This window comes from Galactobacter valiniphilus (genome assembly GCF_003575975.1).
Lineage (GTDB): Bacteria > Actinomycetota > Actinomycetes > Actinomycetales > Micrococcaceae > Galactobacter > Galactobacter valiniphilus.
The window spans coordinates 1-23,875 of record NZ_QQXK01000006.1; the positions used below are offsets into that span (position 1 = coordinate 1).

At 70.4% G+C, this 23,875-nt stretch carries 20 protein-coding genes and 2 pseudogenes; 20 read left to right on the forward strand and 2 right to left on the reverse strand.

Going from position 1 to position 23,875, the window contains the following annotated elements:
• A pseudogene (locus DWB68_RS03980) lies at window positions 1-188 on the forward strand (hypothetical protein); the annotation flags it as partial.
• Here the strand turns inward: DWB68_RS03980 and DWB68_RS03985 are convergent.
• Together DWB68_RS03985 and DWB68_RS03990 are read right to left on the reverse strand one after the other, a co-directional pair.
• Complete coding sequence (locus tag DWB68_RS03985) at window positions 185-1,069, reverse strand: hypothetical protein (RefSeq protein WP_119423857.1); 885 nt, start codon at window positions 1,067-1,069, stop codon at window positions 185-187. The pseudogene DWB68_RS03980 and the gene DWB68_RS03985 sit on opposite strands and share 4 nt — an antisense overlap.
• Before the next feature lie 86 nt (window positions 1,070-1,155).
• Window positions 1,156-1,530, reverse strand: a complete 375-nt coding sequence (locus DWB68_RS03990) for a hypothetical protein (RefSeq protein ID WP_147391569.1) — start codon at window positions 1,528-1,530, stop codon at window positions 1,156-1,158.
• Between the two features lie 15 nt (window positions 1,531-1,545).
• Between DWB68_RS03990 and DWB68_RS03995 the strand changes: the two are divergent.
• The 19 genes and pseudogenes from DWB68_RS03995 (at window position 1,546) to DWB68_RS04080 (ending at window position 23,865) form a co-directional block, all read left to right on the forward strand.
• Window positions 1,546-2,783 (forward strand): annotated as a pseudogene (locus tag DWB68_RS03995) (IS3 family transposase).
• A gap of 467 nt (window positions 2,784-3,250) precedes the next feature.
• Window positions 3,251-4,483 carry a DNA polymerase IV gene (gene dinB, locus DWB68_RS04000; RefSeq protein WP_267896928.1) on the forward strand — a complete coding sequence of 411 codons (1,233 nt, stop codon included), beginning with the start codon at window positions 3,251-3,253 and terminating at the stop codon, window positions 4,481-4,483.
• Window positions 4,484-4,621: 138 nt separating this feature from the next.
• Window positions 4,622-5,017, forward strand: a complete 396-nt coding sequence (locus tag DWB68_RS04005) for a DUF3040 domain-containing protein (RefSeq protein ID WP_119423976.1) — start codon at window positions 4,622-4,624, stop codon at window positions 5,015-5,017.
• Window positions 5,018-5,603: 586 nt separating this feature from the next.
• Window positions 5,604-6,035 (forward strand): division/cell wall cluster transcriptional repressor MraZ, encoded by a 432-nt coding sequence (gene mraZ / locus DWB68_RS04010; RefSeq protein ID WP_119423977.1) that lies wholly within the window; start codon window positions 5,604-5,606, stop codon window positions 6,033-6,035.
• A gap of 171 nt (window positions 6,036-6,206) precedes the next feature.
• Window positions 6,207-7,223, forward strand: coding sequence for a 16S rRNA (cytosine(1402)-N(4))-methyltransferase RsmH (gene rsmH / locus DWB68_RS04015; RefSeq protein ID WP_119423860.1), 1,017 nt, complete (start codon window positions 6,207-6,209; stop codon window positions 7,221-7,223).
• Entirely contained in the window at window positions 7,220-8,008 is a 789-nt protein-coding gene (locus tag DWB68_RS04020; RefSeq protein WP_147391570.1) for a hypothetical protein, read from the forward strand. The genes rsmH and DWB68_RS04020 overlap by 4 nt, the downstream gene beginning before the upstream one ends.
• A gap of 111 nt (window positions 8,009-8,119) precedes the next feature.
• Window positions 8,120-9,931, forward strand: coding sequence for a peptidoglycan D,D-transpeptidase FtsI family protein (locus DWB68_RS04025; protein WP_119423862.1), 1,812 nt, complete (start codon window positions 8,120-8,122; stop codon window positions 9,929-9,931).
• A gap of 5 nt (window positions 9,932-9,936) precedes the next feature.
• Window positions 9,937-11,547: a UDP-N-acetylmuramoyl-L-alanyl-D-glutamate--2,6-diaminopimelate ligase gene (locus DWB68_RS04030; RefSeq protein ID WP_119423863.1), complete on the forward strand. Its 1,611-nt coding sequence runs from the start codon at window positions 9,937-9,939 to the stop codon at window positions 11,545-11,547.
• A gap of 14 nt (window positions 11,548-11,561) precedes the next feature.
• Window positions 11,562-13,004, forward strand: coding sequence for a UDP-N-acetylmuramoyl-tripeptide--D-alanyl-D-alanine ligase (locus DWB68_RS04035; protein ID WP_119423864.1), 1,443 nt, complete (start codon window positions 11,562-11,564; stop codon window positions 13,002-13,004).
• A 3-nt stretch (window positions 13,005-13,007) separates the two neighbouring features.
• Window positions 13,008-14,117: a phospho-N-acetylmuramoyl-pentapeptide-transferase gene (mraY, locus tag DWB68_RS04040; RefSeq protein WP_119423865.1), complete on the forward strand. Its 1,110-nt coding sequence runs from the start codon at window positions 13,008-13,010 to the stop codon at window positions 14,115-14,117.
• Complete coding sequence (murD, locus tag DWB68_RS04045) at window positions 14,114-15,637, forward strand: UDP-N-acetylmuramoyl-L-alanine--D-glutamate ligase (RefSeq protein ID WP_233548606.1); 1,524 nt, start codon at window positions 14,114-14,116, stop codon at window positions 15,635-15,637. Before mraY ends, murD begins: the two co-directional genes overlap by 4 nt.
• Window positions 15,638-15,677: 40 nt before the next feature.
• A complete protein-coding gene (gene ftsW / locus DWB68_RS04050) occupies window positions 15,678-16,928 on the forward strand; it encodes a putative lipid II flippase FtsW (RefSeq protein WP_119423867.1) in 1,251 nt (416 codons plus the stop codon).
• Window positions 16,925-18,034 (forward strand): undecaprenyldiphospho-muramoylpentapeptide beta-N-acetylglucosaminyltransferase, encoded by a 1,110-nt coding sequence (gene murG, locus DWB68_RS16560; protein WP_233548607.1) that lies wholly within the window; start codon window positions 16,925-16,927, stop codon window positions 18,032-18,034. Before ftsW ends, murG begins: the two co-directional genes overlap by 4 nt.
• Window positions 18,031-19,425 (forward strand): UDP-N-acetylmuramate--L-alanine ligase, encoded by a 1,395-nt coding sequence (gene murC, locus DWB68_RS16565; RefSeq protein ID WP_233548608.1) that lies wholly within the window; start codon window positions 18,031-18,033, stop codon window positions 19,423-19,425. The genes murG and murC overlap by 4 nt, the downstream gene beginning before the upstream one ends.
• Entirely contained in the window at window positions 19,422-20,174 is a 753-nt protein-coding gene (locus DWB68_RS04060; RefSeq protein WP_119423868.1) for a cell division protein FtsQ/DivIB, read from the forward strand. The genes murC and DWB68_RS04060 overlap by 4 nt, the downstream gene beginning before the upstream one ends.
• Window positions 20,175-20,391: 217 nt before the next feature.
• On the forward strand, window positions 20,392-21,591 hold the full coding sequence (gene ftsZ, locus DWB68_RS04065) for a cell division protein FtsZ (protein ID WP_119423869.1): 1,200 nt from the start codon (window positions 20,392-20,394) through the stop codon (window positions 21,589-21,591).
• Between the two features lie 148 nt (window positions 21,592-21,739).
• Window positions 21,740-22,498 carry a polyphenol oxidase family protein gene (locus tag DWB68_RS04070; protein WP_119423870.1) on the forward strand — a complete coding sequence of 253 codons (759 nt, stop codon included), beginning with the start codon at window positions 21,740-21,742 and terminating at the stop codon, window positions 22,496-22,498.
• On the forward strand, window positions 22,495-23,262 hold the full coding sequence (locus DWB68_RS04075; RefSeq protein WP_119423871.1) for a YggS family pyridoxal phosphate-dependent enzyme: 768 nt from the start codon (window positions 22,495-22,497) through the stop codon (window positions 23,260-23,262). Before DWB68_RS04070 ends, DWB68_RS04075 begins: the two co-directional genes overlap by 4 nt.
• A gap of 66 nt (window positions 23,263-23,328) precedes the next feature.
• Window positions 23,329-23,865 (forward strand): cell division protein SepF, encoded by a 537-nt coding sequence (locus tag DWB68_RS04080; protein ID WP_119423872.1) that lies wholly within the window; start codon window positions 23,329-23,331, stop codon window positions 23,863-23,865.
• The last annotated feature ends 10 nt before the right edge of the window (window positions 23,866-23,875 follow it).

Below are 23,875 nucleotides of genomic sequence, written 5' to 3' on the forward strand. Positions count from 1 at the left end.
TCGACTTCGGTGACCAGCAGCGGGTCCGCTACCGCGGCCGCAACGTCGTCGCGCGGTGCTTCAACAAGCTCAAGCAATGGCGCGGGATCGCGATGCGCTCAGACAAGACCGCCCGCAACTACCACGCCGGCCTCTGCCTCGCCGCGACACTCCACTGGCTCACCAGCACCTTTAGCAACACGGCCTAGGAGACCTTCTTCGCGCCGCTCGTGCGCGCAACGGTGGTGTACCCGGCACGTTTGCCGGTGACCTTCACCGAGATCTTCTTGCCCTTGTCCGCGCGGGTGAGGGTGTAGCTCGCCTTGGTTGCGCCCTTGATGCTCTTGCCGTTGCGCAGCCACTGGTACGACAGGCGCGTGCCGCTCGCCCAGCCGGTGGCGCGCGCCGTGACCTTCTTTGCCACCTTCGCGGTGCCAGAGACGGCGACCTTGCCCGCCTTCGAGGCGCCGGCGGCCACCTTGACGGCCTTGGAGGCGGTCGTGACAGGCTTGTAGTTGTACGCGCTGCGGGTGATCTTCACGCTGACCTTGTGGCCGGCGTCGGAGGCCGTGAGCTTGTACGTGGCCTTGGACGCGCCCTTGATGGCTTTGCCGTCACGAAGCCAGGCGAACTTCAGGGCCTGCTTGGGTATCGCCTTGGAAGCGAACTTGGCTGAGAGCGTCGAGCCGACTCGTGCGGTGCCGGTCGCAGATGTGGTCGCCTTGGGCTGGGCCTTGAACGCAGCCTTGTATTCGTCCCAGAATTCTTGAATAGTCCATTTGGCCATGGGATTTACCCACAAGCAATCCTGGCGCCCCGGTTCCCAGATGCCCATCTTTCGCTCGTACCAGCCCTCTGCCCTGGCGGTGTCGAACATGTCGGCCATCTTGTCAAATTCGTGGATGCGGTGCTCGGAGACGGTGATCCGATCCTCCCAGCCGCGGTCGGTGTAGACCGTCAGGACGCTGCAAAATTGGTGGTCACTGTCATTCAGGGGTGCCGAGGCGTAAGCCCCAGGGGCAGCTGCCATCAGGGTGAGGGCGAATGCAGTGGCGGTCGTGGCGGCCACCTGCTTGAGAGCACGGAACACGGAGTCTCCTAGTCGGGCAGGGCGAAGCGATGAGCACCAGGGTAATCGATCGATAGGCGACTACGGGCGCTGCGCCTCGTGTTTCCCTATGCAGGCTGCGATGCGTTCTCCAGCAAGTGGCCGATGGCCCCGCCCTCGGAGGTGAGGAGGTCGACTGGAGGGCGCCACATGTGCTCGCCCGCTTCCAGCTGCGTGCCGTCGGCTTTCGAGAAGCGAAGCGATCCGACGATCCACTCGGACGGCGTTTCGCCGGTGATCGTGGCCGGCGTTCGCCGCTCGACGTTGGAGAGCCCGTACTGGCTGATGAGTACGGCGTCGCCGACGGCCGGCGTCATGAACCCGCCGCCGGGCGCAGCCGCCGGGCGCAGCTGCGGGGCCGGCGACCAGGTGGTCTCCTGATAGCCGAGTGAAGCGCCCTGGGTCTGATGGTGGATCGCCCTGGGTTTCGTTCCGTTCTTCAAGCAAGGATGGAAACGATGAATCTGAAGTACTCGCCCGAGATGCGGGAGAAGGCGTTGCGGATGCTGGATGAGGCGAAGCCTTCGCATCCGAACCTGATGGCCGCGGTGCGTCATGTCGCGGGGCTTCTCGGCATGAGTGCGGAGACGTTGCGGGTGTGGCATCGCCGTCGCGAGGTCGACGCGGGCCAGCAGCCCGGTGTCTCGACCGATGTTGCCGAGGAGATCTAGCGGCTGCGGCGTGAGAAGGCTCAGCTGCGGAAGGCGAACGAGGTCCTCAAAGCCGCGGGCGTGTTTTTCGCGAAGGAACTCGACCGGCCTTGACCGACATGATCCGCTTCATCGACGAGCATCGGGATCAGTTCGGGGTCGAGTTCCTCTGCCGCGTCCTGCGGGACGTGGTGCCAGGGTTGGTCACCTCCCGCGGGTATCGCGCCGCGAAGACGCGCGTGCCCTCGGCCCGGCAGCTGCGTGATGAGCTGCTCGTGCCGGAGATCCGCCGTCTTCATGAGGAGAACTACGGCGTCTACGGGGTGCGGAAAATGCATGCGCTTCTGTGACGGCAGGGGTGGGGTGTCGGTCGTGACCAGAGCGCCCGCCTCATGGTGCTCGCGGGAGTGCGCGGGGCGGTGCGGTCGAAGAAGGTGTTCACCACGAAGTCTGATCCGACGATCCCGCAGCCGCAGGACCTCGTCAAACGCGACTTCACTGCTTCTGCGCCGCGGCGGCTGTGGGTCGCGGACATCACCTATGTCGCGGCATGGGCGGGATTCGCGTATGTCGCTTTCGTGATCGACGTGTTCTCCCGGATGATCATCGGGTGGAACGTCGCTTCCACACTGAAAGCCGATGTGCTGCCGCTGCAGGCGCTGAACGTGGCCGCCTTCAACGCGGCGGGTCCGCTCGATGAGCTCATCCATCACGCCGATCGCGGGTCGAACTACCTGTCCGTGGTCTACACGGATCGGATCGTCGAGATCGGCGCGAAACCCTCCACGGGGAGCGTGGGCGACAGTTACGATAACGCCCTCGCCGGGGCTGTCAACGGGCTCTACAAGACGGAACTGATCCGCCGCCGAGGCCCGTGGCGGACGATCAAGCAGGTCGAGCTCGCGACACTCGAGTACGTGTGGTGGTGGAACAACTCCCGCCTCCACGGCGAACTCGGATACCGCACGCCTGCCGAGGTCGAGGCCGCGCACAACGCTGACCAAGAATCACCCCAGCCGGCCATCGTCGGACAAGGAACCCGATAGGAACGAAACCCAGGGCGATTCAAACGTCTTGAATGGAGCCCCCGCGTTGACACTTGTTTCGCAGGCGGCTCCACGCCTCGGAAGTCTTCCTGACGTCACCTCGTCCCGGCGTACCGTTATGTGCCTGACCGGAGCAATGGGCCTGACGCCGCCCTCAGCGACGGATATCAAATCTGGCCGACGGCGTGGATGCCGTACGACAGCAATTCGCGCCTCCGCGAACCTTGCGAAGGGCCGCTTTACGTCGTGTGTGGCCGGTAGCCTGGAGCTTACCGAGCGTCAAGATTATCTTACCGACCTCGGTAAGCTAGATGACCGAGGCTGGTAGGCTAGCGGGTCATCTGAGTACAGAGCTGGACGGAGGTGGACACATGGTGAATCTGAGCCAGCCCCTGGAATCTCGCGCGACAACGGCAATTTCGGCGCGACCTAGAGCCGCCGGGGGTGCTCGGATTCGTCCCCGCGTCATCGCGCATGTCGATATGGACGCCTTCTACGTCTCGGCCGAACGGCTGGATCGGCCCGAGTGGCGCCAGCGGCCCCTCATCGTGGGCCACGACGGCCCGCGCTCCGTGGTGCTCTCGGCCTCCTATGACCTGCGCGCCCTCGGCGTGCACTCCTCGCAGCCAGTGGCGCAGGCCAAGCGGCTCGCGCCCCACGCCATCGTGGCCGAGCCCCGGCACGCCCGCTACCAGGAGCTCTCGGCCGGCATCATGGCGACCCTGCGCCAGCTCAGCCCGGCCGTGGAGCAGGTGAGCGTGGACGAGGCCTACCTCGACCTGAGCGGCGCGCTGCGCGGGCGCGGCACCCCCGAGGAGCTCGCCGCCCGCATGCGGGCCGGGATCCGTGAGGCGGTGGGGCTACCGGCTTCGGTGGGGCTGGCCCCCAACAAGTTCCTCGCCAAGATGGCCTCGGGGCGGGCCAAGCCCGACGGCATCTTCTCCATCCCGCCCGCGCGCGTGCACGAGTTCCTCGATCCCCTGCCCATCGGCGAGCTCTTTGGCGTGGGCGAGGCCACCGCGCGCTCCCTGCGGCTGGCCGGCTATTCCACGGCGGGCCAGCTCGCCGCCGCCCGGCCCGAGGAGGTCTCGAAGCTGCTGGGGCAGGGTGCCATGAAGCTGGCGCTGCTCGCCCGCGGCATCGACGACCGCCCGATCGTGACCGAGCGCGAGGAGAAGAGCCTCGGCGCCGAACACACCTTCGGGACCGACATCACCGATCCGGCCACGCTGGAACGCACCCTGCTCTGGCTCGCCCACCGCGTGGCGGAGCGGGCGCGGGCGGCGGACCGGCTCGGGGAGGTCGTGGCGCTCAAGATTCGCTGGGAGGACTTCACGACCCACTCCCGCCAGCGCCGCCTCGAGCGTCCAAGCGACGCCGCGGCCGAGCTCGCCGCCGCAGCGGTCTCGCTCATGCGCGCGCTGCCCCAGCCGCTGCCGCCCGTGCGCCTGATCGGCCTGCGCCTCGACTCGCTCACGCCCGCCGGCACCGGCCTGCAACTGAGCCTCGACTCCACGCAAGACGCGCGCCGGGACGCCGAGGAGACCATGGATCGGATCAACGCGCGCTTCGCCGGGGCGGTGGGGCCGGCCTCGCTGCTGGGCGCCGGCAGCCCGCGGCGCCGCATAGAGCGTGGGGACGAGGCCGGGGTGGCGGAGGGCCCAGCAGGGAATTCGCCGGGAGCGCAGGGCAGCGGCTAGGTGCCTGGGCCCAATACGTCATAGGATGGGAGGAATCCTTGAGGGAGGGGGAACCGGGGAGAGCCTCGGTTCGTTTTCCCGTGCACAGGGAGAAGAACACCCCGCCCACGAGGCGGACCATACGAGGTGGAGGACACCATGCCGCTGTCGGAGCACGAGCAGCGTCTGCTCGAGGAGATGGAGAAGCAGCTCCACGCCGACCCGCAGTTTGCGGATTCCCTGCGCCAGGCCGAATCCGCCGGGCGCTACTCCACGCGCAACATCGCCATCGGCCTGCTCATCGCGGTGGCCGGCCTCGCTGTGGTGCTCGTGGGCATCTCGCTCTCGAGCATGGCAGTGATCGGCATCGCCGTGGGTGTCATCGGCTTCTTCCTGATGTGCTTCGGCGTGTACCTGGCCCTCTCCAAGCGCGGCTCCGCCGGCGGCGATTCGCTCGGCTCGGGCGGCGCGGCCGCTGCCCCGCCCAAGCGCTCCTCTTACCTGCAGCGCCTCGAGGCGGAGTGGGACGAGCGCCGCAGGGGCGAAAACAACTAGGACCTCCCCGGCGACGAGCGCCGAGACGAAGGACTCCCATCAGCTGGGGCCCGGCCAGGACGGCCGGGCCCCAACTGTTTGCGTGCCGAGCCAGCGTCCTCCCGCCTTCCTCCACGACGCCCTCCACCTTCCTCCACCGCGCCCTCCACTTCGCTCCCGCGCCGCCCCGATTTCGCCCCCCGGCGCGCGAGGCGAGGCGGCCCACACGGCTGGGCCATCCGCCGTCGGGCGGGACCGTGGGAGCCGCCGGCGACCCAGACAGCCGCGCCGTGGCGCGGATCCGCGCCCGCCAAGCGCCGGCCCGGCATCCACGCCGGGCCGCCCAGGCCCGCCCCGGCACCGTCGCGGCGGAACCAGCGCGGCGCGCCGACGCGGGCTTCCCAGGGAGTGCACAGGCTCCGTGCCCTCCACCTTCCACCACCGCCTCGGATCCCAGCAATGACGCGGAAGTGTGCCCAGCGGCACGCCCCCGAAACCCCCGTTTTTCCGTTGACAGTGGAGGGTTGTGGAGTAAAGTGGGGCGAACTGGAAGACCAAGGGGTTCCGGAGGCGTCGTCCGCCTCCTTCACATGAGGGGGTGGCGAAGCTGTTCCTCGGGACCTACACGCCCCGTCTCGATGAGAAGGGGCGGCTCATCCTCCCGGCCAAGTACCGGGACGAGCTCGGCAACGGGCTGGTCCTCACGCGGGGCCAGGAACGGTGCATCTACGTCTTCAGTGCCAGGGAATTCGAGCGGGTCCACGAGCAAATGCAAGCGGCCCCGCTTTCTTCTCGGCAGGCGCGGGATTACATCCGCGTGTTCCTCTCCGGGGCGTCCGACGAAATGCCGGACAAACAGGGGAGGGTCACGATCCCGCCGCCCCTGCGCCAGTACGCGGGCCTCGACCGCGAGGTCACCGTCATCGGCGCGGGCAACCGGGCGGAGATCTGGGACAGCACGTCCTGGAACTCGTACCTGGAGGAAAGGGAGCAATCCTTCTCCGAGACGGATGAGGAGATCATTCCGGGCCTGTTCTAGGGCTTCGGAGCTCTCGCTGGGATGCGGTCTCCTCCCCGTTTCCCAAGGATCCTGACTCAACTTCCCCTGAGTCAGGCTCCTTGGGAAGCGGTGGGGGACCGGACCCCAGCGCGGGTCTCCGCCAGCATCACCCGCTGCCAGGCTCGCCAAGAATGAGGGACGAGGTTTTTCGTGACGGAGCAACCGCCCACACCCCGCCCAACCTCAGAGCGCCATGTTCCGGTGCTCCTTGACCGCTGCATCTCCCTGCTCGAGCCCGGCATCCTGGTCGGCATCGAGGCGCGCGGCATCGCCGTCGTCATCGACGCGACCCTCGGCATGGGCGGGCACTCCGAGGCCCTCCTGACCCGCTACCCGCAGCTGCACCTCGTGGGCCTCGACCGCGACACCCAGGCCCTGGCCCTCGCCGGCGCCCGCCTGGAGCGCTTCGGCGAGCGGTTCCACCCCGTGCACACCGTCTACGACGAGATCGCCCCCGCCCTGGAGACGGCCGGCTTCGACTACGCCGACGGCGTTCTCTTCGACCTCGGCGTCTCCTCCTTCCAGCTGGACGAGCGGGACCGCGGCTTCGCGTACTCCTACGACGCCCCGCTGGACATGCGCATGGACTCCACGACGGGCCCCACCGCGGCCGACGTCGTCAACAACTATTCGCTCGACGAGCTCACCCAGGTGCTGCGGACGTGGGGCGAGGAGCGCCACGCCCGCCGCATCGCCGTGGCGATCGTGGAGCGCCGCGACGTCACGCCCTTCGCCACGACGGGGGAGCTGGCCCAGCTCATCATCGAGGCCTACCCCCGCGGGACCTCCGGCGGGCATCCGGCCAAGCGGACCTTCCAGGCGCTGCGCGTGGAGGTCAACGACGAGCTGCGCGTCCTCGAGCGGGCCATCCCGGCCGCGATGGACGCCGTGCCGGTCGGCGGCCGCGTCGTCGCCATGAGCTACCAGTCCCTCGAGGACCGGATCGTCAAGCGGTTCTTTGCCGACGGCGCCAAGTCGACGGCCCCTCCCGGGCTCCCCGTGGAGCCGGAGGAAACCAAGGCGCGCTTCAAGGTCATCTCCAAGGGAACGGAGCGGCCGACCGAGGCTGAAATCGAAGAAAACTCACGGGCGGCCTCCGCCCGGTTGCGGGCCGTTGAGCGGCTCCGCCTGCCGGTGGGGACCGGCTCCACGAAGGGGAAGAAATGAGCGCTCTGCCGCTTGTAGACGTGGCGAGCGAGCGGGCTCTCGAGCTCCCGCCGCAGCCGCAGGGGGACAACGCGCCGAAGCGGACGCCGCTGGCGCTCGTGCGCCCGGCCGTGCGGCAGCGGCGACGCTGGCCGTTCGTGCTCATGTGCGTCATGGTCGTGGCGGCGGTGGTGGGCACCGTGCTCGTGCTGAACGTGTCGGTGTCCCGCACGCAGTACCAACTCGTCTCGCTCCGGGCCGAGCAGCAGGCCGTGGCCCAGGAGAACGGCGCCCTCACGGAGGAGATCAACAACCGCCGCGCGCCGCAGAACCTGGCCAAGGAGGCCAAGGCCGAGTCGATGGTGCCGGGCGGGCAGCCCGGCGTGGTCGATCTCGCCAAGGGCAACGTGACGGCGCAGGCCGCCCCGGCGGCCGCCGACGCGGACGCCAAGAAGGCCGCCAAGGAGGACGCCCTCAACGTCGCAACGCCGCTCACCCCGGCCGAGCGCGCGGCGGCCGTGGCCAAGAAGCAGGAGCAGGCCAACGCAGCCAAGGCCGCCGCCACCGCCGAGGCCAACGCCAAGGCCTCCAGCGCGTCCTCCGCCGCCGCGGGCGGGGCGGCGGGCGAGAATGGCACGGCGGGGACGGGAACCTCCGCGAACCAGGGCACCAAGTCGGAGACCGCCACGGCGCCTCAGGACAGCGCGTCCTCCGGTTCCGGCACCACCGGCTCCGCGACGGAGCAGGGCACCGGCTTCACCAAGAAGCAGCTCAACGGGGGCACCATCCCCGCACCCAGCAACTAGGACAACAGCCGCACGATGTACATCGGGGCACCCGCACACCGCTGGTGACCCCGCGTAGGAGGCAGAGCCTTGGTCACGACCCAACAGAAAGCCCCACGCAGCGTGCGGCGCATGCGCCTCGCCCTGGTGCTGGTGCTCGTCCTGCTCGTGAGCCTCATGGTCCGCCTCGTGTGGATCCAGGGCATCGATCCAGCCAACGCCGCCAAGGCGGCCGTCGACGCGCGCACCACCACGCAGGTGATCGAGCCGGTCCGCGGCGACATCCTCGACAGCGAGGGTGGAGTGCTCGCGACCTCGATCGTGCGCTACGACCTCGTGGTGGACCAACGCCAGGTCAAGTCCACGTATACCAAGCGCGATCCCGTCACCAAGACGCGCGTGCGCGTTGACGCCAAGGACGACGTCAAGGCCCTCGCCGACGCCCTCGGCCTCGACGAGGAGGCCGTGTCCCTCGCCGTCTTCGGCAAGGAGGGGGCCGCCAAGAAGGGCTACTCCGTCATCACCAAGTCCATCACCCCCGAGGCGAAGGACAAGGCGGAGGACGTCGGCTTCCCCTACCTCCAGGCGATCCAGACCTCACAGCGCAGCTACCCCAACGGGACCCTCGCCGGGCCCGTGCTCGGCTTCATGCAGACGCAGCTCAAGGAGAACACTGACGCCGCCGGCAACAAGAGCACCGAGGAGGTCAGCGCCGGCGTGGAGGGCCTCGAGCTCTCCCAGAACGATGCGCTGAGCGGTACCCCGGGCGAGCGGGTCTACGAGAAGGGAGCGGACGGCGTCCGCATCCCCTCGGCCCCGCTGACCGAGACCGCCGCAGTGGACGGCCAGGACGTCAAGCTGACGATCGACAGCGACATCCAGTGGCGCGCCATGGAGGCGGTCATGGCCAAGCAGAAGGAATTCAAGGCCGAGTGGGTCAACGCCGTGGTCATGGAGGCCAAGACGGGCCGGATCCTCGCCCTGGCCGACTCCACCTCGATGGACCCCAACGATCCCGCCGCGACGGAGACAAGGTACCGCTCGTCCACGACCGTGACGCAGGCCTTCGAGCCCGGCTCCACCGGCAAGGTCCCGACCTTCGCGCTGGCGCTGGAGCAGGGCGCCGTGAGCGCCACGAGCGAGTTCACCGTGCCCAATGCCCTCAAGATCGGCAAGGAGACCATCAACGACTCGCTCAAGCACCAGAAGTTCGAGATGACGGCCGCCGGCGTCTTCGCCCGCTCCTACAACACGGGCACCGTGCAGATCGGTGAGAAGCTCAGCGATCAGGATCGCTACGACTTCATGCGCAAGCTCGGCATCGGCTCGAAGATCGACATTGGCCTCAACGGCGCCAACGCCGGCCTGCTGGCCAACTACAGCGATTGGGAGCGCCGTCAGCGCCTCACCACGATGTTTGGCCAGGGCTACACCCAGACGGCCCTGCACACGGCCTCGATCATGCAGGCGATCGGCAACGGCGGCGTCCAGGTGGCGCCCAAGCTCATCGACTCCTACATCGACCCGGACGGCACGGTGCACCAGACCGAGGACTCGGCCACTCAGCGCGTTGTCTCCGAGAAAACCTCCGCAACGATGCGTCGCATGATGGAGACGGTCGTCACGGACGGCACCTCGACCAAGATGCAGATCGCGGGATATCGCGTGGGCGGCAAGTCGGGCACCGCCCAGGCGCAGGGCGATGACGGTAAGTTTGATCAGCACACGAGCTCCTTTGCCGGCATGGTGCCGATCGACGACCCGCAGTACATCGTGGTCGTGACGATGCAGCACCCGCAGGGCAATTGGCGTTCGTGGACCGTCGGTGACACCTTCACGTCCATCATGAAGGCGGTCCTCGCGAAGAACTCGGTGGCGCCGACCACCACCGAGCCCAACCCCTTCAAGGTCTTTGTCGGGGAGAACCAGAACTACGGATGGTGAGAAGCATGAGCACGGCCCCCCAGGCGCCGGACCCGCACACGCAGATGGGGGAGGCCGAGCGAGCGTTTCGCCCCTCGACCCCGCCCAGCGTGGGTCTTGACGCGGTGCTCGACGCCGCGGGGCCGGGTGCCAGCCTGACGCCGGCTTCCGCCGTCGCCGCCACGGTGAGCGGCGTGTGCCTCGACTCCCGTGCAGTGCAGCCGGGTGACCTGTACGCCGCGCTGCCCGGTGCCCGCGTGCACGGCGCCTCCTTCGCCCCCGCGGCCGTCGCCGCGGGAGCCGCCGCGATCCTGACGGATGCCGACGGCGCCGCGGTCCTGGGCGGCGTCGGGCTCCCCGTCATCGAGGTTCCCGAGCCGCGCGCCGTGCTCGGCGCCGTGGCCGCCGCCGTGTACGGCACCCGCGCGGACGCGCCGCGCGTGTTGGCCGTGACGGGGACCAACGGCAAGACCACCACGACGTACCTGCTGCGCTCCCTGCTCGGCGCCCTGGGCCGCACCACGGGCCTCGTGGGCACCATCGAGATCCTGGCCGGCGACACCCCCATCCCGTCCGTGCTGACGACCCCCGAGGCCCCGCAGCTGCACGCCCTCATGGCGCGCATGCGGGAGGCGGGCGTGCAGGACGCGGCCATGGAGGTCTCCTCGCACTCGCTCGAGTTCCGCCGCGTGGCCGGGCTGCGCTACGCCGTCTCCGGCTTCACCAACCTGACGCAGGACCACCTCGATCTGCACGGCACCATGGAGGAGTACCTGGCCGCCAAGGCCAAGCTCTTCACGCCCGAGTACTCCGACGCGGCCGTCGTCAGCATCGACGACGAGTGGGGCGAGGCCATGGCCGGGCGCTCCCGCGAGGCAGGGGTGCGCACCGTGACGCTGGCGACCCACGCCGGGGTGCAGGGGGCCGACTGGAGCGTCGTCGAGCTGCAGCGCGAGGGGCTCGGCCACCGCTTCGGCCTCGTGCACCGGGACGGGCGCCGGCTCGACGCCGTGACGGGCCTGCCCGGCGACTTCAACGTCTCCAACGCCGCCCTGGCGCTCGCGATGCTGCTTGAGTCCGGCGTGGAGATCGCCGCGCTGCAGGGCCTCGTCGCCGACGCCGCCGGGCCGCTCACGCCCTCCGTCCCCGGACGCATGCAGGTGATCGCCACCTCGCCCACGGCCATCGTCGACTTTGCGCACAACCCCGACGCGATCGTTCGCGCGCTGGAGTCGGTGCGCACCGACGCCGGACGCACCATCGTGGTCTTCGGCGCGACGGGCGAGCGCGACACCTCCAAGCGCCCCATCATGGGCGAGCTCGCCGCGCGCAACGCGGACGTGGTGATTGTCACCGACGACGATCCGCACGGCGAGGGGCCCGCTGACATCCGCGCGCAGGTGCTGGCCGGCGCCCGCGCAGCGGCGGGCCCGGACACCCAGGTCCTCGAGGTGGCGCCGCGCGCCGCCGCGATCGCCGAGGCCGCGCGGCTCGCCGGCCCCCACGACGTCATCCTCGTGGCCGGGCGCGGGCACGAGGTGTGGCAGGAAGTCGCCGGCGTCAACCTGGCCCTCGACGACCGTGAGGAACTGCGCCAGGCCCTCGCCGCGGCTCATCCAGACACCGTCACGGAGTAAAGTCTTCCTTCGACATGATCACTCTCACGAGCGCCGAGATCGCCGCCGCCACCGGCGGCACCCTCTCCCAGTGCGCCGACCCAGCCACCACCGTTCACAGCGTGACGACCGACTCCCGCGAGGTCACCCCCGGGACGCTCTTTGTCGCGAAGAAGGGCGAGCAAGCGGACGGGCAAGACTTCGTCCCGGCAGCTCTCGCCGCCGGCGCCAGCCTCGTGCTGGCCGAGCGCGAGCTGCCCGGCGTCCCCGCCGTCGTCGTGCCGGATGCCGTGGTGGCGCTCGGTGCCGTCGCCGCCGAGGTCGTGGCCCGCGCCAAGCGTGCCTCCGGCCTGCGCGTCGTGGGCATCACCGGCTCGGCCGGCAAGACCACGACCAAGGATCTGCTGGCCGCGATCCTGCAGACGCAGGGCGAGACCGTCAAGCCCTTCAACTCCTACAACGGTGAGGTCGGCCTGCCGCTGACCGCCTGCGAGGTCACGGAATCTACCCGCTACCTCGTGGCCGAGATGGGCGCCGATCACGTCGGCAACATCGAGTACCTTGCCAACATCGTCAAGCCCGAGGTCGGCGTGGTGCTCATGGTGGGCACGGCCCACGTGGGCGAGTTCGGCGGCGTCGAGAACATCGAGAAGACCAAGGGCGAGCTCGTCGAGGCGCTTCCCGCCTCCGGCACCGCCGTGCTCAACGCCGACGACGCCCGCGTGTGGCGCATGCGTGAGCGCACCCAGGCCTCCGTCCTCGCGTTCGGCGAGGGCTCCGGCGCCCAGGGCGGCGTGAGCGCCTCCGGCGTCAGCGTCGATGCAGACGGTCACCCGCACCTGACGCTCGCCTTCCCCGACGGCAGTGAACACTCCATCGTCTCCGGCCTCATCGGCCGCCACCACGTGGCCAACGTCCTGGCCGCCGCCGGCGCCGCCTGGGCCCTCGGCGTCGACGCCGCGAGCATCGCCTCCGTGCTGGACGGCCTCGGCCCCACCTCGCGCTTCCGCATGGAGCGCACCGAGCGCGCCGACGGCGTGAGTGTCATCAACGACGCCTACAACGCCAATCCCGAATCCATGCTCGCCGCGCTGCAGACCCTCGCCGCGCTGGGCCGCCCGGATGCGACGGGCACGGCCCGCCGCACCTGGGCCGTCCTCGGCGAGATGCTCGAGCTCGGCGACGAGCGCATCGAGGAGCACGACCGTCTGGGCCGCCTCGTGGTGCGCATGAACATCACCCAGACGCTCGTGGTGGGCTCCGGCGCCAAGCCGATCCACTCCGCCGCCGTGATGGAGGGTTCCTGGGGCGAGGAGGCCGCCTTCGTCGAGACGCTCGACGAGGCCTACAACTTCCTCGCGCCGCGCCTGGCCCCCGGCGATATCGTGCTCTTTAAGTCCTCCAACGGCTCCGGCCTGCGCCTGCTCGGCGATCGCGTGGCACACGCCCTCGACGCCGAGCCCGACACGAAGGCCTGATCCATGCTTTCACTCGTGGTGGGCGGCATCCTCGCCCTCGTCCTGTCCTTCGTTGGCACCCCGTTGTTCATCAAGGTGCTCGTGAAGGCCGGCTACGGCCAGTTCGTGCGCGACGACGGCCCGGAGTCCCACAAGTCCAAGCGCGGCACGCCCACCATGGGCGGCGTCGTGTTTGTGGTGGCCGTGATCGTGGCGTACTTCGTCACGCACCTCATCATGGCCGCGACGCGCGAGGCGAGCCCGGGCCCCACGGCCTCCGGCCTGCTCCTGCTGCTGCTCATGGCCGGCATGGGCCTCATCGGCTTCTTCGACGACTACGCCAAGATCGCCAAGGAGCGCAGTCTCGGCCTGACGCCGTGGCAGAAGATCACGGGCCAGGCCATCATCGGCATCGCCTTCGCGGTGCTGGCGCTGAACTTCCCCGACGCGCACGGCCGCACCCCGGCCTCCACCATGATCTCGGCTGCGCGTGATGTCGACTGGCTCAACCTCGCCTTCGCCGGCCCGGTCGTGGGCGGCATCCTCTTCGTCATCTGGGCCAACGTCATCACGACGGCGGCCACCAACGGCGTGAACCTGACCGACGGCCTCGACGGCCTCGCGACGGGCATCTCCATCATGGTCTTTTCGGCCTACGGCCTGATCAGCATGTGGCAGACGAGCCAGGCCTGCGGCGCCGACCGCGCCGTGGAGGGCGCCTGCTACGAGGTGCGCGACCCGCAGGACCTCGCGCTGTTGGCGATCATCCTCGTCGGCGCGCTCATCGGCTTCCTCTGGTGGAACACCAAGCCCGCCAAGATCTTCATGGGCGACACCGGTTCGCTGGCCCTCGGCGGCGCCGTTGCCGCCTTCGCGATCCTCGGCCGCACCGAGCTGCTGCTCGTCATCATCGCCGGCATGTTTGTGCTGATCTCCCTCTCCGTCATCATCCAGGTGGGGTACTTCAAGCTCTCCGGCGGCAAGCGCGTCTTCCTCATGGCGCCGCTGCAGCACCACTTTGAACTCAAGGGCTGGGCCGAAACCACCGTCGTGGTGCGTTTCTGGATCCTCGGCGGCCTCTTCGTCGTGGCCGGCCTGTGCCTCTTCTACCTCGATTGGCTGGTCCGCGCGTGAGCCGCGATCTCTCCACCCTCACCCGCTGGGAATCCGACTGGAAGGGCCTGCGCGTCGTCGTGGCGGGCCTCGGGCTCTCCGGCTTCGCCGCGGCCGACACCCTCATCGAGCTCGGCGCCCAGGTCCTCGTGATCGACGGCGGCGACACCGAGAAGAACCGCGAGCGCGCCGAGACCCTGAAGATCGTGGGCGCCCTCGACGTGCGCCTCGGCGAGGAGCACACGGCCGCGCTGCCCGACGTCGCGGGCGAGCGTCCCGAGCTCGTGGTCGTCTCCCCGGCCTGGCGCCCCAGCCACCCCGTGCTGGCCCAGGCGGCGGCCGAGGGCACGCCGATCTGGAGCGAGATCGAGCTCGCCTGGCGCGTGCGAGAGCGCGAGGGACGCCCCACGGCGCAGTGGCTGTGCATCACGGGCACCAACGGCAAGACCACCACCACGATCATGACGGCGGAGATCCTGCGCCGCGCCGGCCTGCGCGCCGACGCGTGCGGCAACATCGGCACGCCAGTGCTCGACCTCGTCCGCGATCCGATCGGCTTCGACGCCTTCGCCGTGGAACTCTCCAGCTTCCAGCTCGAGTTCACCCACTCGATCGAGCCGCTGGCCTCCGTGGTCCTGAACCTGGCCGAGGATCACGTGGATTGGCACGGCTCCTTCGAGGAGTACGCCGCGGCCAAGGCCAAGATCTACGAGCGCACCCGGGTCGCCGCGATCTTCAACGCCGAGGACGCCTCCACGCTGCACATGGTGGAGGAGGCCGACGTGCAGGAGGGCTGCCGCGCCATCGGCTTCACGACCTCCACGCCGGGCCTGTCGATGCTCGGTGTCGTCGAGGACCTGCTCGTCGACCGCGCCTACATTGAGGAGCGCCGCACCTCGGCGGCCGAGCTCGCCTCGCTCGCCGATCTGGGCGATCCGGCGCCGCACCACACCGTGGCCAACGCCCTGGCCGCCGCCGCGCTGACCCGCGCCGCGGGCGTCCCGGCAGTCGCGGTGCGCGAGGGCCTGCGCCACTACGACCGCGGTGAGCACCGCATCCAGCCGATCGCGCAGTTCCTGGGCGCCCGCTGGATCAACGACTCCAAGGCCACCAATCCGCACGCGGCCGACGCCTCGCTCTCGGCGTTCCCGTCCGTCGTCTGGATCGCCGGCGGCCTCGCCAAGGGTGTGGAGTACGACGAACTGATCCAGCGCCACGCGCACCACCTGCGCGGTGTGGTCCTGATCGGCACGGACGACGACGCTCTCGTGGCAGCCTTGGGCCGACACGCCCCGGACGTCCCCGTCATCGATACGGCCGTAGGAGACCATGGCACGGAGGCGTCGGCTTCCAAGGAGGAGCTGGGCGCGGCCGTCATGCGGGCGGCCGTGGCCGCCGCCGCGAGCCTGGTCAAGGACGGCGACACCGTGCTGATGGCCCCGGCAGCGGCCTCCATGGATCAGTTCGTCTCGTACGCCCACCGCGGCACCGCGTTCGCGCAGGCCGTGCTGGCGCTGCAGGAGGAACACGGGCAGGACTGACGCGGCACACGGTTCGCGCGAGGAACACGAGGAGTTGAGCGTGGCACGCACGAAGATCGAGGCCGCCGGCGCAGGCGCCCCCCGCAAGGGCTGGATCCTGCGCCAGTGGGAACGGATCGAGTCGACGGATGCCCAGGGCATCCGCACGGCGCAGTACCTGCTGATCCTGAGCGCCGTCATCCTGACCTGCTTCGGCATGGTCATGGTGCTCTCCAGCTCCGCCGTGGAGTTTGTCTCGAAGAATCAGGACCCCTTCGTCCTGTTCCTCAAGCAGTCGGTGTTTGGCCTGATCGGCCTCGTGGGCATGTTCGTCATCATGGCCATGCCCACGCGCTGGCTGCGCAAGCTCGCCTGGTCGGCGCTCATGGTCTCCGGTGCCCTGCTCATCCTCGTGCTGTTCATCGGCAAGGAGGTGCTTGGCAACAAGAACTGGATCGAGATCGGGCCGATCAGCATCCAGCCCTCGGAGTTCGCTAAGTTTGCCCTCATCCTGTGGGCCGCCACGGTGCTCGGCCAGAAGCGCAGGCTGATCGGCGACTGGAAGCACGCGCTCATCCCTGTCGTCTTCCCGGGCGGCGCAGCGATCCTTGGCCTCGTGGTCCTGGAACACGACCTCGGCACGGTCATCATCCTCGCGCTGATCCTGGCGGTGATGCTCTGGGTCTCCGGGGCGCCGCGGATCATCTTCGGCGTGGTGCTCGTGGCCGGCGTGGCCGGGATCCTCTTCATGGCCATCACGAGCGGCAACCGCATGGGTCGCATCACCGAGTGGTGGGCCTCGCTCACGGGCGGCGAGATCGACGCGCAGGGCACGGGCCTGCAGGCCCTGCAGGGCCGATACGCCCTGGCCTCGGGCGGCTGGTTCGGCGTGGGCCTCGGCCAGTCCCGCCTCAAGTGGAGCTACGTCCCCGAGGCGCAGAACGACTTCATCCTCTCCATCATCGGCGAGGAGCTGGGCCTGATCGGCTCCCTGGCCATCGTGGCGCTCTTCCTGGTCATGGCCGTGAGCATGTACCGCATCGCCCACCGCAGCCGCAGCATCTTCGTGCGCGTGGCCACGGCGGGCGTCATCGCCTGGATCATTGGCCAGGCCTTCGTCAACATGGGCATGGTGACCGGCTTGCTGCCGGTGATCGGCGTGCCTTTGCCCTTCATCTCGTATGGTGGTTCGGCCCTCCTGACCGCCCTGTGCGGGGTGGGGCTCGTCTTGAACTTCGCCCGCGACCAGATTCGGCACGGGCTGCCGGCCTCGGAGGATGAGGCCGCACCGAGTATCGGAAGGACCCCATGAGCCAGTTGCTCTCCGTCGTGTTGGCCGGAGGCGGCACCGCCGGGCACGTCTCGCCCCTGCTCGCGATGGCCGATGCCGTGCGTCAGGCCGCGCCCGAGGCGCGGATCACCGTGATCGGCACCGCCGAGGGGCTCGAGTCCAGGCTCGTTCCCGCGGCCGGCTACGAGCTGCGCCTCATCGAGCGCGTGCCCATGCCGCGCCGCCCCGATCTGGACGCGCTGCGCTTCCCCGTGCGCTACCCCCGCTCGGTGCGCGCCTCGCGGGCCATCCTCGAGGAGGTCGGCGCCGACGTCGTCGTGGGCGTGGGCGGTTACGTCTCCACGCCCGTGTACGCGGCGGCCCGCAAGGCCGGCATCCCCATCGTGGTGCACGAGGCCAACGCGCGGGCCGGCCTGGCCAACCGCGTGGGAGCCAAGCACGCCGCCGTCGTGGGCACGGCCTTCGAGGGCACGGGCCTTCCCGGCGCGCGGCTCGTTGGCATGCCCATGCGGGCTGGGATCGCGCGGCTCGACCGCGCCGCCCTGCGCCCGCAGGCCCGCGCCGACTTCGGCCTGCAGCCGGAGGGGCCGGTGCTGCTCGTGACGGGCGGCTCGCTCGGCGCCGCCTCGCTCAACCGCGCGGTGCTCGGCGCCGCCCCGGCCCTCGGCGCCGCCGGCGTGCAGATCCTGCACGTCACGGGCCGCGGCAAGGCGCTGCTCGGCGAGGACGGGACCCCCTTCACGGCCCCCGGCTACACGCAGGTGGAGTACGTGGACGGCATGGAGCGCGCCTACGCCGCGGCCGACCTCGTGCTGTGCCGCTCGGGTGCCGGCACGGTGTGCGAGCTGGCGGCCGTGGGCCTTCCCTCGATCCTGGTCCCGCTGCCCATCGGCAACGGCGAGCAGCGCCTGAACGGCGCGCCGCTCGTGGCCGCCGGTGGTGCCCTCATGGTCGACGACGCGCAGCTGAGCGCGGCGTGGATCCTCGAGGAGGCGCTGCCCCTCATCACCGATCCCGCCCGGTTGGCGGGGATGGAGGCGGCAGCGCGCGCTCACGGCGTGCGCGATGCCGCGCAGAAGATGGCCGAGCTGATCATCGCCTCGGCCCGGAAGGGAGAGCGCGCGTGAGCGCCTCGACACAGTCCTTGGGACACGTCCACCTGCTGGGCATCGCCGGGGTGGGCGTCTCGGCCGTCGCCCGCCTGCTGCTGGCCGATGGGCTCAGCGTCTCCGGCACCGACGCGAAGGACCTGCCGGTCCTGCGCGAGCTGGAGGCGGCCGGCGCCCGCGTGCACGTGGGCTTCGACGCCGCCCACATCGAGGGCGCGGACACTCTGGTGCTCTCCTCCGTCATCAAGGACGGCAATCCGGAGCTCGAGGCGGCGCGCGCCAAGGGCCTCACGATCCTGCACCGCTCCGAGGCGCTCGCTGCGCTCATGGAGGGCCGCACGGGCATCACGGTGGCAGGAACCCACGGCAAGACCACCACGAGCTCCATGATCGCCCTCATGCTGCGCGAGGCGGGCGCGGACCCCACCTTCGCGATCGGCGCGGCCCTGCCGCAGCTGGGCACCAACGCCGAGCTCGGCTCCGGGCCGGCCTTCGTGGCCGAGGCCGACGAATCGGACGGTTCGTTCCTGAACTACCGCCCGCGCATCGCCGTGGTGACCAACGTGGAGGCCGATCACCTCGACCACTACGGCACGGCCGAGGCCGTGCATGCGGCCTTCGACGACTACGCGGCCCTGCTTCCGCAGGACGGGCTACTCGTGGCGTGTGGGGACGACGACGGCGCGGCCGCCACCGCGCGCGGCCGCCTGGCCGCGGCGCCCGGCTCCCGCGTGGTCACCTACGGCTTCGGCGAGGGCTCCACGTACCGGCTCTCGGCCGCGTCCCACAGCGGGCTCGGCTCCACGGCCCAGCTCACGGGGCCGGACGGCGACGCGCGCACCCTGACCCTGCGCGTTCCGGGCGACCACAATCTGCTCAACGCCGCCGCCGCCTACGCCGTGGGCCTGGAGCTCGGGCTTGACCCCGAGGCCGCCCTGACGGGTCTGGCGGCCTTCGCCGGTGCTGCCCGCCGCTTCGAGTTCCGCGGCGAGGCGGCCGGCGTGCGCGTGTACGACGACTACGCGCATCACCCCACGGAGGTGGCCGCCGCGCTGCGCGCGGCCCGCGATGTGGCGGGGGAGGGGCGCGTCCACGTGCTCTTCCAGCCCCACCTCTTCTCCCGCACCCGCGACTTCGCCCGCGAGTTCGGCGAGGCGCTCTCCGCCGCCGACCGCGTGTGGATGCTGCCGATCTACCCGGCCCGCGAGGAACCACTGCCCGGCGTCACGAGCGAACTCGTGGCGCAGAGCGTGAGCGCACCCCACGCCGTCGTGCAGGCCGAAGCGGCCGCCGCCGCCGTCGCCGCCGAGGCCGCGCCCGGTGACGTCATCATGACCGTCGGCGCCGGCGACGTGACGGCCCAGGGGCCGCTCATCGTTGCTGCGCTCGCGGGGGTTGAGCCGCGATGAGCGGTTCCGGCCAGCGGGTGGGCGCTCCCGAGACGGGCGGCGGCGTCCTGCAGATGCCGCGTCCGCCCCGGAGGCGCCGCCTGCGTGGCTGGATCGCGGCGGGGATCGGGGTGCTCATGGTCGCGGCCCTGCTGGCGGTGCTGTACCTGACGCCCCTGCTCTCGGTCCGGACCATCACGATCTCCGGCACCCGCCTGGCCGACGAGGCCAAGGTGCAGGCGCTCCTGAAGGACTACGTGGGGATGCCGCTCGCGCGGGTCACCTCGGACGGCGTGCGGGAGGCGCTCTCCTCGGAACCGGCGATCTCCGACATCCGCCTCGGCCTGGACGGCCCGAGCGGGCTCAAGGTCACGGTGCTCGAGCATCGTGAGGTGGCCGTCATGGCCGCCGGCGAGGGCTTTGTACTGGTGGGAGACAACGGCGCCAAGCTCAAGACGCTGAGCAAGCGCACCGACCGCCAGCTCCCCCTCGTCAAGCTGGACGCCAAGGACCCGGACGGCCGGATCTTCGACACCGTGGTGCACGCGCTCGCGCAGCTCCCGGCCGCGGTGCTGGGCCAGCTGGAGACGGCGGAGGCCTCCTCGGTTGACACGGTGACCTTCTCGCTCGGCGACAAGCGCACCGTGGTGTGGGGCGATGCCTCGGAGGGCGAGCTCAAGGCGAAGGTGCTCGCGGCGATGCTGAAGGACAAAAACCTGAAGGACAAGGTCATCGACGTGTCCACTCCGCGCACGCCGCTGAGCAAGTAGGGCCCCGCGAGGCCAGAATCCGGGCAATCGGTGGATCGAATGCTCGACACGCCGCCCGATGCGATACCGCTGGGGCCTGCGGCACGGTTAACTTCAGAAGCAAGGACGGAACTTGACTTGAGACCAACCCTCAAGTAGAGGGTCAAGGTTTCGGTCGGAGGCGCCACTCGGCTCGCCTTCACGGTTCTTCGTGGACATCGAACAAGGGACGCAAGACGTGGCAGCTCCTCAGAACTACCTCGCCGTCATCAAGGTCGTCGGCATCGGCGGCGGCGGCGTGAACGCCGTCAACCGGATGATCGAGGTTGGCCTTCGCGGCGTGGAATTCATCGCGATCAATACTGACGCGCAGGCCCTGCTGATGTCCGATGCCGACGTCAAGCTCGACGTGGGCCGCGAGCTCACCCGCGGCCTGGGCGCCGGCGCGAACCCCGAGGTGGGCCGCCAGGCCGCCGAGGACCACGCCGAAGAGATCGAGGAGGTCCTCAAGGGGGCCGACATGGTCTTCGTGACGGCCGGCGAGGGCGGCGGCACGGGCACGGGCGGCGCGCCCGTCGTGGCCCGCATCGCCCGTTCGCTCGGCGCTCTGACGATCGGCGTCGTGACCCGTCCCTTCACCTTCGAGGGCCGCCGCCGCGCCAACTCGGCCGAGTCCGGCATCGACGCGCTGCGCGACGAGGTCGACACCCTCATCGTCATCCCGAACGATCGCCTGCTCTCCATCTCGGACCGCAACGTCTCGATGCTCGACGCCTTCCGCTCGGCCGACCAGGTCCTGCTCTCCGGCGTCCAGGGCATCACCGACCTGATCACCACCCCTGGCCTGATCAACCTCGACTTCGCCGACGTCAAGTCCGTCATGCAGGGCGCTGGCTCCGCGCTCATGGGCATCGGCTCGGCCCGCGGCGAGGACCGTGCGGTCCAGGCCGCCGAGCTGGCGATCGCCTCGCCCCTGCTCGAGGCCTCCATCGACGGCGCCCACGGCGTGCTGCTCTCCATCCAGGGCGGCAGCGACCTCGGCCTCTTCGAGATCAACGAGGCGGCCCGCCTCGTCCAGGAGGTGGCTCACCCCGAGGCCAACATCATCTTCGGTGCCGTCATCGACGACGCCCTGGGTGACGAGGTGCGCGTGACGGTCATCGCCGCCGGCTTCGACAACGTGGACATGACCTCCAAGCCGGCCGCTCCGCGCGCCGCCGAGGTCCCCGCGTCGCTCCCGGCGCAGACCGTGCCCGGCACCATCCCCGCCCAGGTCCCCGGCACCGTGCCGATCGTTCCCGGCACCGTCCCGGTGGCCCAGCCCGGCCCGGCCCTCCCCGCCACCCTGGCGGACGAGGTCGACGAGCTCCCCGAGCTCGTGGAGCCCGAGCTGCCCCGCGGCAACGACGAGCTGGACGTCCCCGACTTCCTGAAGTAGTCCCAGCCAGCCATGTCCTTCGACGGCGCCCCACGCACCCCGCGGTGCGTGGGGCGCCGTCGTTCCGCCCGCCCCCCGGGCGGCCCCGCCCAACCGGTCGCCCGTCGTCGTTCGCTGACCCGGGCCGCCGGTATGAAAGGCTCACGCTATGAGGATCGAGCGCTTCGAGAAGCATCCGCGCGTGCGCGTCGCCTTCAGCGGCCGCGCCGAGGGGAACCAGGCCTCCCACACCGGCCTGGAACCGGAGCAGGTGCGCGCAGCGAGGGCCCGGCTCGCGTCCGAACTGGGCGTGGGTCCCCAGCGGCTCTCCTACATGAGCCAGGTGCACTCGGCGCGAGTGGCCTCCGCGCCGGCCCCCGGCGCGGAGGTGCCCGAGGTCGACGCCCTGCTGGACGCGGACGGCGGGCTGGCCCCCGTGGTCCTCACCGCCGATTGCGTGCCGGTGGCCCTCGCCGGGCGCGCGGGGGAGCGGACCGTGTTGGCCGTGGCCCACGCCGGGCGACCCGGCCTGTTGGCGGGCGTGCTCGAAGCGACCCTCGGCGCGCTGACCGAGCAGGGTGCCGGGGAGCTGGAGGCCTGGATCGGCCCCGCCATCTGCGGGCGCTGCTACGAGGTGCCGGAGGCCATGCGCGCCGACGCCGAGACCCGTGTGCCGGGCATCTCCGCCCGCACGAGCTGGGACACGCCCTCCCTCGACCTGCCCGGCGCCGCGGCGAGCATCTTGCGGCGGGCCGGCGTCCTGGTGCACGCGAGCCACGCCTGCACCTTGGAGGATCGGGCCTGGTTCTCCTACCGTGGAGGGGACAGTGCCCCCCGCAACGCGACCCTCCTCTGGGTCGACGACGATTGTGCGTCGGATCAGGCGTCCCCACTGGACGCGGAACCGGCCGAGGAAGAAGCGAAGTGACCGAAGAGGTCTTCACGCCCGCCACCGCGGAGCGTGTGCAGGAATTGAGCCAGAATCTGAGCGCCGTCCGCGAACGCATCGCGCTCGCCACCGCCGCGGCCGGCCGGTCGGTGGAGCCGGAACTGATCGTCGTGACCAAGTTCTTCCCCGCCTCCGATGTCGTGGCCCTGCACGGGCTCGGCGTGCGGGAGGTGGGGGAGAACCGCGAGCAGGAGGCGGGCCCCAAGGCCGTGCTCGCCGCGGAACACGGCGCCACCCCGCGCTGGCACTTCATCGGGCAGTTGCAGAGCAACAAGGCGGCCCGCGTGCTGCGCTTCGCGAGCGAGGTGCACAGCGTGGACCGCGCGGGCCTCGTGACGGCGCTGGCCAAGGCCGCCGCCCGCCGCGCCGAGACGGACACGGGCGCCGAACCGACGGGGATCTACCTGCAGGTGGACCTGCGAGGCGAGGACTCCCTGAGCGAGGATCCGCATGCCCCGCGCGGAGGGGCCCGGCCCCAGGAGCTGGCGGGGCTGGCGGAGCTCGTGGCCAACAGCCCGGCCCTGCGCCTGCGCGGCCTCATGGCCGTGGCGCCGCTGGGCGAGGACCCGCGCCCGGCCTTCGAACGCCTCGCGGCGCTCTCCGAGCGGCTGCGCAGCGATCACCCCGAGGCGCGAGAGCTCTCGGCGGGCATGAGCGGGGACCTCGAGGCCGCCGTGGCGGCGGGCGCGACACGCCTGCGGATCGGCTCGGATGTGCTGGGACGCCGCGCGAGCCTGTTGTAGCGTCGAGGTGCGCGGTCGCGTCAGCACCGTGACGTGCACACCTGTAGAGGGGAAAAGGAGACAGCCATGGCTGGAGCACTCCGCAAGACCATGATCTACCTCGGCCTGGCCGAGGGTGAAGAGGCGCCGCAGGCGGAGCATGCCCAGGTCCAGCCGGACCCGGCCCCCCGCCAGGCGGCTCCCGAGGCGCAGGCCGCACCGGCCCCGCGTCTCGCCCCGGCGCCCGAACCGGCTCCGGAACCGGCCGAGGAGACGGTGACCGAATTCCGGGCGCCCGTCACCCCCATCAAGCGCGCCGCCGCTGCACCTGAAGAGGACACCCAGTTGCGTCAGATCACCACGGTTCACCCGCGCTCTTACAACGATGCCAAGACCATCGGTGAGAGCTTCCGTGACGGCATCCCCGTCATCATGAACGTGACGGACATGGGCGAATCGGAGGCCAAGCGCCTCGTCGATTTCTCCGCCGGGCTCGTTTTTGCCCTGCGCGGCAACATCGAGCGCGTCACCAATAAGGTGTTCCTTCTCACCCCCGCAGGCGTCGAGATCCTCGGCGAGGACCTGGCCGGGGACGAGCAGTCCGCCTTCTTCAACCAGAGCTGAGGAACCCTTC

What these genes read in the sequence shown, in the direction of transcription:
- DWB68_RS04030 (WP_119423863.1), top strand. Translation starts at nt 9,937, where the DNA reads ATGAGCACGGCCCCCCAGGCGCCGGACCCGCACACGCAGATGGGGGAG.
- DWB68_RS04080 (WP_119423872.1), top strand. Translation starts at nt 23,329, where the DNA reads ATGGCTGGAGCACTCCGCAAGACCATGATCTACCTCGGCCTGGCCGAG.
- DWB68_RS04020 (WP_147391570.1), top strand. Translation starts at nt 7,220, where the DNA reads ATGAGCGCTCTGCCGCTTGTAGACGTGGCGAGCGAGCGGGCTCTCGAG.
- DWB68_RS04025 (WP_119423862.1), top strand. Translation starts at nt 8,120, where the DNA reads ATGCGCCTCGCCCTGGTGCTGGTGCTCGTCCTGCTCGTGAGCCTCATG.
- mraY (WP_119423865.1), top strand. Translation starts at nt 13,008, where the DNA reads ATGCTTTCACTCGTGGTGGGCGGCATCCTCGCCCTCGTCCTGTCCTTC.
- DWB68_RS04035 (WP_119423864.1), top strand. Translation starts at nt 11,562, where the DNA reads ATGATCACTCTCACGAGCGCCGAGATCGCCGCCGCCACCGGCGGCACC.
- DWB68_RS04005 (WP_119423976.1), top strand. Translation starts at nt 4,622, where the DNA reads ATGCCGCTGTCGGAGCACGAGCAGCGTCTGCTCGAGGAGATGGAGAAG.
- murG (WP_233548607.1), top strand. Translation starts at nt 16,925, where the DNA reads ATGAGCCAGTTGCTCTCCGTCGTGTTGGCCGGAGGCGGCACCGCCGGG.
- DWB68_RS04070 (WP_119423870.1), top strand. Translation starts at nt 21,740, where the DNA reads ATGAGGATCGAGCGCTTCGAGAAGCATCCGCGCGTGCGCGTCGCCTTC.
- DWB68_RS04060 (WP_119423868.1), top strand. Translation starts at nt 19,422, where the DNA reads ATGAGCGGTTCCGGCCAGCGGGTGGGCGCTCCCGAGACGGGCGGCGGC.